The sequence below is a fragment of the Pseudomonas sp. 5Vm1k genome (genome assembly GCF_056161485.1).
Genome location: NZ_JBSPCZ010000009.1, coordinates 285169 through 291471, shown reverse-complemented (window position 1 = coordinate 291471; position 6303 = coordinate 285169). Strand labels below are relative to the sequence as shown.

Annotated in this window: 6 protein-coding genes; all 6 read right to left on the bottom strand. The window is 56.2% G+C overall.

The annotated features are described in order from the left end of the window. Window positions 1–127: 127 nt before the first annotated feature. The gene (gene msrQ, locus ACWIKB_RS19755; RefSeq protein WP_475268935.1) at window positions 128–748 is read right to left on the bottom strand and encodes a protein-methionine-sulfoxide reductase heme-binding subunit MsrQ; all 621 of its coding nucleotides are present in this window, start codon (window positions 746–748) and stop codon (window positions 128–130) included. Then, window positions 748–1761, bottom strand: coding sequence for a protein-methionine-sulfoxide reductase catalytic subunit MsrP (gene msrP / locus ACWIKB_RS19750; RefSeq protein WP_475268934.1), 1014 nt, complete (start codon window positions 1759–1761; stop codon window positions 748–750). The genes msrQ and msrP overlap by 1 nt, the downstream gene beginning before the upstream one ends. Window positions 1762–1824: 63 nt before the next feature. Next, window positions 1825–2682 carry a CDP-diacylglycerol--serine O-phosphatidyltransferase gene (pssA, locus tag ACWIKB_RS19745; protein WP_475268933.1) on the bottom strand — a complete coding sequence of 286 codons (858 nt, stop codon included), beginning with the start codon at window positions 2680–2682 and terminating at the stop codon, window positions 1825–1827. A gap of 144 nt (window positions 2683–2826) precedes the next feature. Continuing rightward, window positions 2827–3843 (bottom strand): ketol-acid reductoisomerase, encoded by a 1017-nt coding sequence (gene ilvC, locus ACWIKB_RS19740; protein ID WP_007948647.1) that lies wholly within the window; start codon window positions 3841–3843, stop codon window positions 2827–2829. Window positions 3844–3891: 48 nt separating this feature from the next. Further along, complete coding sequence (ilvN, locus tag ACWIKB_RS19735; protein ID WP_003176102.1) at window positions 3892–4383, bottom strand: acetolactate synthase small subunit; 492 nt, start codon at window positions 4381–4383, stop codon at window positions 3892–3894. A gap of 2 nt (window positions 4384–4385) precedes the next feature. Beyond that, window positions 4386–6110 carry an acetolactate synthase 3 large subunit gene (locus ACWIKB_RS19730; RefSeq protein WP_475268932.1) on the bottom strand — a complete coding sequence of 575 codons (1725 nt, stop codon included), beginning with the start codon at window positions 6108–6110 and terminating at the stop codon, window positions 4386–4388. Window positions 6111–6303: the final 193 nt, after the last annotated feature.

The following is a 6303-nucleotide window of genomic DNA, read 5'->3' as shown; positions in this document are numbered from 1 at the left end:
TTCGATGAACTGAAGCAACCTGCTGCCGAAACCTGCGTAACTCTTTGTTTACCAAGGAGTTTTCCGTTTCGACTGCGCCGGAAGTGGGGCGAATTATAGACTTCCAGAATCTGCCGTCAACCCTTAATTACGCCTTTCTTGCAGAAGGTGTTTTTTTGGCCATTAAACGCGGGATTCGACGGGTTACAGGGGGCAGGCGTAACACTAATAGCAGCGCACCTATAGAAGCATAGACAGCCCACTCCTTCAGATCCGCGCGAACGATCCACAGCATATGCAGCAATCCAAGACCGAGAATCACATAAACCAGTCGATGCAGCTTCTTCCAGCGAGCCCCCAAACGCCGCTGACTGTACCGATTGGATGTCACAGCCAACACCAGCAAACAGAGAAACCCCAACGTCCCGACAATAATGTAAGGCCGCTTACGCAACTCGACGCCCAGCTGCGACCAATCAAAACCAAGAATGAACGCCGTATACCCACTCATATGCAGGACTACATAGGCAAAGCACCACAGCCCTAGCTGCCGCCGAACAGCAACCCACCCCGCCCAACCGGTCAACTTCTGCAGGGGGGTCATGCTTAATGTAATCAGCAGAAGGACAAGCGTCCCCAGCCCCAGCCGGTCAACCAGCACTTTGCCCGGATCAGGCCCCAGCACATCAGCCCAAGCCTGATACAACCAAAACAACGGCCACACCGCGGCAGCTATAAAGACACCTATGCGCCAAAACGGAAAACGCATCAGTAGTTCTTCCGCAAATCGAGCCCTGTATATAGAGAGGCAACTTCATCCGAGTAACCATTGAACATCTGCGTGTCCCGCACATTGGGCTTGAACAGACCACTCGGTAAACGCCGCTCCCGTGCCTGGGTCCAACGCGGGTGATCGACCGTAGGGTTCACGTTCGCATAGAAACCATACTCATCTGAAGCAATGCTCTGCCAGGTGGTCTTCGGCTGCTCGCTGACCAGACTGATGCGCACAATCGATTTGACGCTCTTGAAGCCGTACTTCCACGGCACCACCAAACGCAGAGGCGCGCCGTTCTGATTCGGCAACTCGCGGCCATACATGCCCACTGCAAGAATCGCTAACGGATTCATCGCCTCATCCAGACGCAATCCTTCTACATAAGGCCAGTCGATCAAGGCAAAACCTGAGCGCTGTCCGGACATGCTCTTGGGATCCTCCAGGGTTTCGAAGCGAATGTATTTGGCTTTGGACGTCGGCTCGACTTCCTTGAGTAATGCCGAAATGGGAAAACCGATCCAGGGAATAACCATCGACCACGCCTCCACACAGCGAAGACGATAGATCCGCTCCTCCAACTGATAAGGCTTCATGAAGTCTTCCAGCGCATACCGCCCCGGCTTACCCACCTCCCCGTCCACCACCACACTCCATGGCTCGGTCTTCAGCGCACCGGCATTCGCCGCCGGATCACCTTTGTCCGTACCGAACTCATAGAAATTGTTGTAGTGGGTCGCATCCTTGAACGGGGTGATCGCCTCATCCTTGACGTTGACCGCCCCCCATTTAGTAGAAGGCAGCTTTTCGGCAAACCAGGAAGGCGCCTTGCCGGGCTCGACATCGGCATAACGCGCAGCATCGTCGGCATTCGCCCAACGAGGAAGACCGCTCACGGCCAAGCCGGCCACGGCAGCACCGAGCACATTACGACGAGATAGATAGAAGGATTCAGGCGTGACGTCCGACTCATGGCAGTCAGACGTTTTGGGGACTTTGATCAGCATGACTACTCCGCAGCATTGGAGGACAGATGCACCAATAGACTGCGGAGTATGAGGGAAATCACATCACTCGGCGTTTTTGTGCCGACGAAGACGTAACAGATATTGAACCGGGCCAGAGGCCGCATACCCGAGGAACACCAGCAGCAAAATGCGCGGTGGATCACTGAAGACCACAGCAAACACCAATACCACGGCGAGAATCGCTACAAAAGGCACGCGCCCTTTCAAGTCCAGCTCCTTGAAGCTGTTGTACTTGATGTTGCTGACCATCAGCATACCGGCAGCCGCCACCATCAACGCCACCAGGAATGACATCTTCGAACCCTGGATGCCGTAATCACTGAATGCCCAGACAATCCCAGCAACCACACCGGCGGCGGCCGGGCTGGCCAGACCGATGAAGTAGCGCTTGTCTGCGGTGCCAACCTGAGTGTTGAACCGCGCCAGGCGCAACGCCGCACCCGCTACATAGATGAAGGCAACCATCCAGCCGACCTTACCCATATCCCCCAACGCCCAGCCGAATGCCAGCAACGCCGGCGCAACACCAAAGGCGACCATGTCCGACAGCGAGTCGTACTCGGCACCAAAGGCGCTCTGGGTATTGGTCATGCGGGCAACCCGGCCATCCAGGCCGTCGAGGACCATGGCGACGAAAATCGCGATGGCGGCAAACGCAAAATACTTGCTCGCACTGACCGAGTCACCGGCGCTCAAGGCAGCCTGGGCACTCATCGAGTTGATGATGGAATAGAACCCTGCGAACAGGTTCGCAGTGGTGAACAGATTCGGCAGAAGATAGATACCACGATGCCGGACTTTACGACCTTCAGCGTCATGCCCTTCCTCGATGTGTTCATCGATGGGCAGCAGACTTTCGGCGTCAGGAGCCTGGTTTGGCTCTTCGGGACGTTCGCTCATGGACATTACCTTGCAACAGGGTGGAAAGTTTCGACAGGTGTCTGGGACGACGGTTCGGCCGCAAACGATGCAGCTTTATACCAGAACCGGCGATCCAAACGAAAAAACGCGGCCTAGGCCGCGTTTTCCGTACAAGCGTGCGACTTAGTTTTTGGCTTTGTCGACGATCTTGTTGGCACCGATCCACGGCATCATGGAGCGCAGTTGCTCGCCGATGATTTCGATACCGTGAGCGGCGTTGTTACGACGCTTAGCGGTCATCGAAGGATAGCCGGTTGCGCCTTCGCTGATGAACATCTTGGCGTATTCGCCGTCCTGAATACGTTTCAGGGCGTTGCGCATGGCCTGACGGGACTCGGCGTTGATCACTTCCGGACCTGTCACGTACTCGCCGTATTCAGCGTTGTTGGAGATCGAGTAGTTCATGTTGGCGATACCGCCTTCGTACATGAGGTCAACGATCAGTTTCAGTTCGTGCAGGCACTCGAAGTAGGCCATTTCCGGCGCGTAGCCAGCTTCAACCAGGGTTTCGAAACCGGCTTTTACCAGTTCAACGGTACCGCCGCACAGAACGGCTTGTTCGCCGAACAGGTCGGTTTCGGTCTCGTCCTTGAAGGTGGTTTCGATGATGCCGGTACGACCGCCACCAACGCCAGCGGCGTAGGACAGTGCAACGTTTTTGGCGTTGCCCGAAGCATCCTGGTAGATAGCGATCAGGTCAGGGATACCGCCGCCTTTGACGAACTCGGAACGCACGGTGTGGCCCGGTGCTTTCGGCGCGATCATGATCACGTCGAGGTCAGCGCGCGGAACAACTTGGTTGTAGTGAATCGCGAAGCCGTGGGAGAACGCCAGGGTGGCGCCTTTCTTGATGTTCGGCTCGATTTCGTTCTTGTACAAAGCAGACTGGAACTCGTCCGGGGTCAGGATCATGACCAGGTCGGCAGCCGCGACAGCGGAAGCAACGTCAGTCACTTTCAGGCCGTGAGCTTCGGCTTTGGCAACAGTGGCCGAACCTTTACGCAGACCAACAGTAACGTCAACGCCGGAGTCTTTCAGGTTGCACGCTTGAGCGTGACCCTGGGAACCGTAACCGATGATGGCAACTTTCTTGCCCTGGATGATCGACAGGTCGCAGTCTTTTTCGTAATAAACTTTCATGAAATTCCCCTATATATCCAGGCCGTTCAGGCCATTCGCTAATTTGGTTTAGATGCTGAGTACTTTGTCGCCGCGGGCGATACCGGTTACGCCGCTACGGACGGTTTCCAGAATCGAAGCGGTGCCGATGGACTGAATGAAGCTATCGAGCTTGTCGCTGGTACCGGTCAATTGAACGGTATACACGCTGGCGCTGACATCGACGATCTGCCCACGGTAAATATCGGTGGTGCGTTTGATCTCGGCGCGCTGGGCACCGGTAGCCTTGACCTTGACCAGCATCAGTTCGCGCTCGATGTGAGCACTTTCCGACAGGTCGACCAATTTGACCACTTCGATCAACTTGTTCAGGTTCTTGGTGATCTGCTCGATCACTTCATCGTGACCAACTGTGGTCAACGTCAGGCGCGACAGAGTCGGGTCTTCGGTCGGTGCCACGGTCAGGCTTTCGATGTTGTAGTTGCGCTGCGAGAACAGGCCGACTACACGAGACAGAGCGCCCGGTTCGTTTTCCAGAAGCAAGGAAATAATGTGCCGCATGATTAAGTACGCTCCGTCTTGCTCAGCCACATATCGCGCATGGAGCCGTCTTTGATCTGCATCGGGTAGACGTGCTCGCTGGTGTCGACCGAAACATCGATGATCACCAGTCGATCTTTCATGGCGAACGCCTCTTCCATCTTCGACTTCAAATCTTTCGAATCGGTGATGCGTACGCCAACGTGACCATAAGCCTCGGCCAGCTTGACGAAATCAGGCAACGACTCCATGTAGGAATGCGAGTGACGGCTGCCATAACTCATGTCTTGCCACTGGCGAACCATACCCAGAACACCGTTGTTCAGGATGACGATTTTGACCGGCAAGCCATATTGCAGACAGGTGGACAGTTCCTGAATGTTCATCTGGATGCTGCCCTCGCCCGTCACGCAGACGACATCGGCATCCGGGAAGCTCAACTTGATGCCCATGGCCGCCGGGAAACCGAAGCCCATGGTGCCCAGGCCACCGGAGTTGATCCAGCGGTTCGGCTTGTTGAACTTGTAGTACTGCGCCGCGAACATCTGGTGCTGACCCACGTCGGAGGCGACATAGGCATCGCCATTGGTCACTTCGCACAGGGTTTCGATCACGGTCTGCGGCTTGATGACGCTGCCGTCGCCCTTGTCGTAAGGGAACAGGCCGCGATCACCGCGCCATTCATCAACCTGCTTCCACCAACTGGCCACGGACTCCTTGTTCGGGGTCTCGCCGATTTCCTTGAGGATCGCGACCATTTCGCTCAGGACACTCTCGACCGGACCAACGATAGGCACGTCGGCCTTGATGGTCTTGGAGATCGAAGCCGGGTCGATGTCGATGTGAATGATCTTGGCATTCGGGCAGAACTTCGCCGGGCCGTTGATCACACGGTCATCGAAACGTGCGCCGACTGCCAGAATCACGTCAGCATGGTGCATCGCCAGGTTGGCGGTGTAGCTGCCGTGCATACCGAGCATGCCGATGAACTGACGGTCGGTGCCAGGGTAGGCACCCAGGCCCATCAGGGTATTGGTCACTGGCAGGTTGAGCATCTTGGCCAACTCGGTCAGCGGCGCGGAGCCACCACCGAGGATCACGCCGCCGCCTGCGTACATCACAGGACGCTTGGCCGCCAGGAGCATTTCTGCCGCCTTGCGGATTTGCCCGGAGTGACCGCGAACGGCCGGGCTGTAGGAACGCAGCTTGGCTTTTTTCGGGAAGACGTATTCGAACTTCTCGGCCGGGTTGGTCATGTCTTTCGGGATATCGACAACGACTGGACCAGGACGACCGGATTGCGCCAGGTAGAACGCCTTCTTCATGACTTCCGGGATTTCCGAGGCGTGCTTGATCATGAAGCTGTGCTTCACGATCGGCCGGGAGATACCGATCATGTCGGTTTCCTGGAACGCATCGGTACCCACCATGGTGCTAGGCACCTGGCCGGAAATGACTACCATTGGAATGGAGTCCATATAAGCGGTGGCGATACCGGTGATGGCGTTTGTTGCGCCAGGACCGGAAGTCACCAGTACCACGCCGGCTTTACCGGTGGCACGGGCATAGCCGTCAGCCATATGGGTAGCCGCTTGTTCGTGGCGAACCAGGATGTGGGTTACTTCCGGTTCTTTGAACAGGGCATCGTAGACATGAAGAAGAGCACCACCCGGGTACCCGTAGATATATTTGACGCCTTCGTCACGCAAAAAGCGGACGAGCATCTCACCGCCAGATAAAAGCTCCACGTTGTTCACCTCTAAAACGCCAGAATACCGTCCACACAAATAAGGACGGGTCTTAATAGGTTTACTTCTCGGCAGAGCATGAGCGACGGTGGTCGCCGACTACGTCAGCACTGACTGAGCAAGTATTGGGATCGTCCCAAGTGTTGCGGGCCTTTCCCACCCAGCGCGAGGTAACGCGTTGCGGGTGTAACAG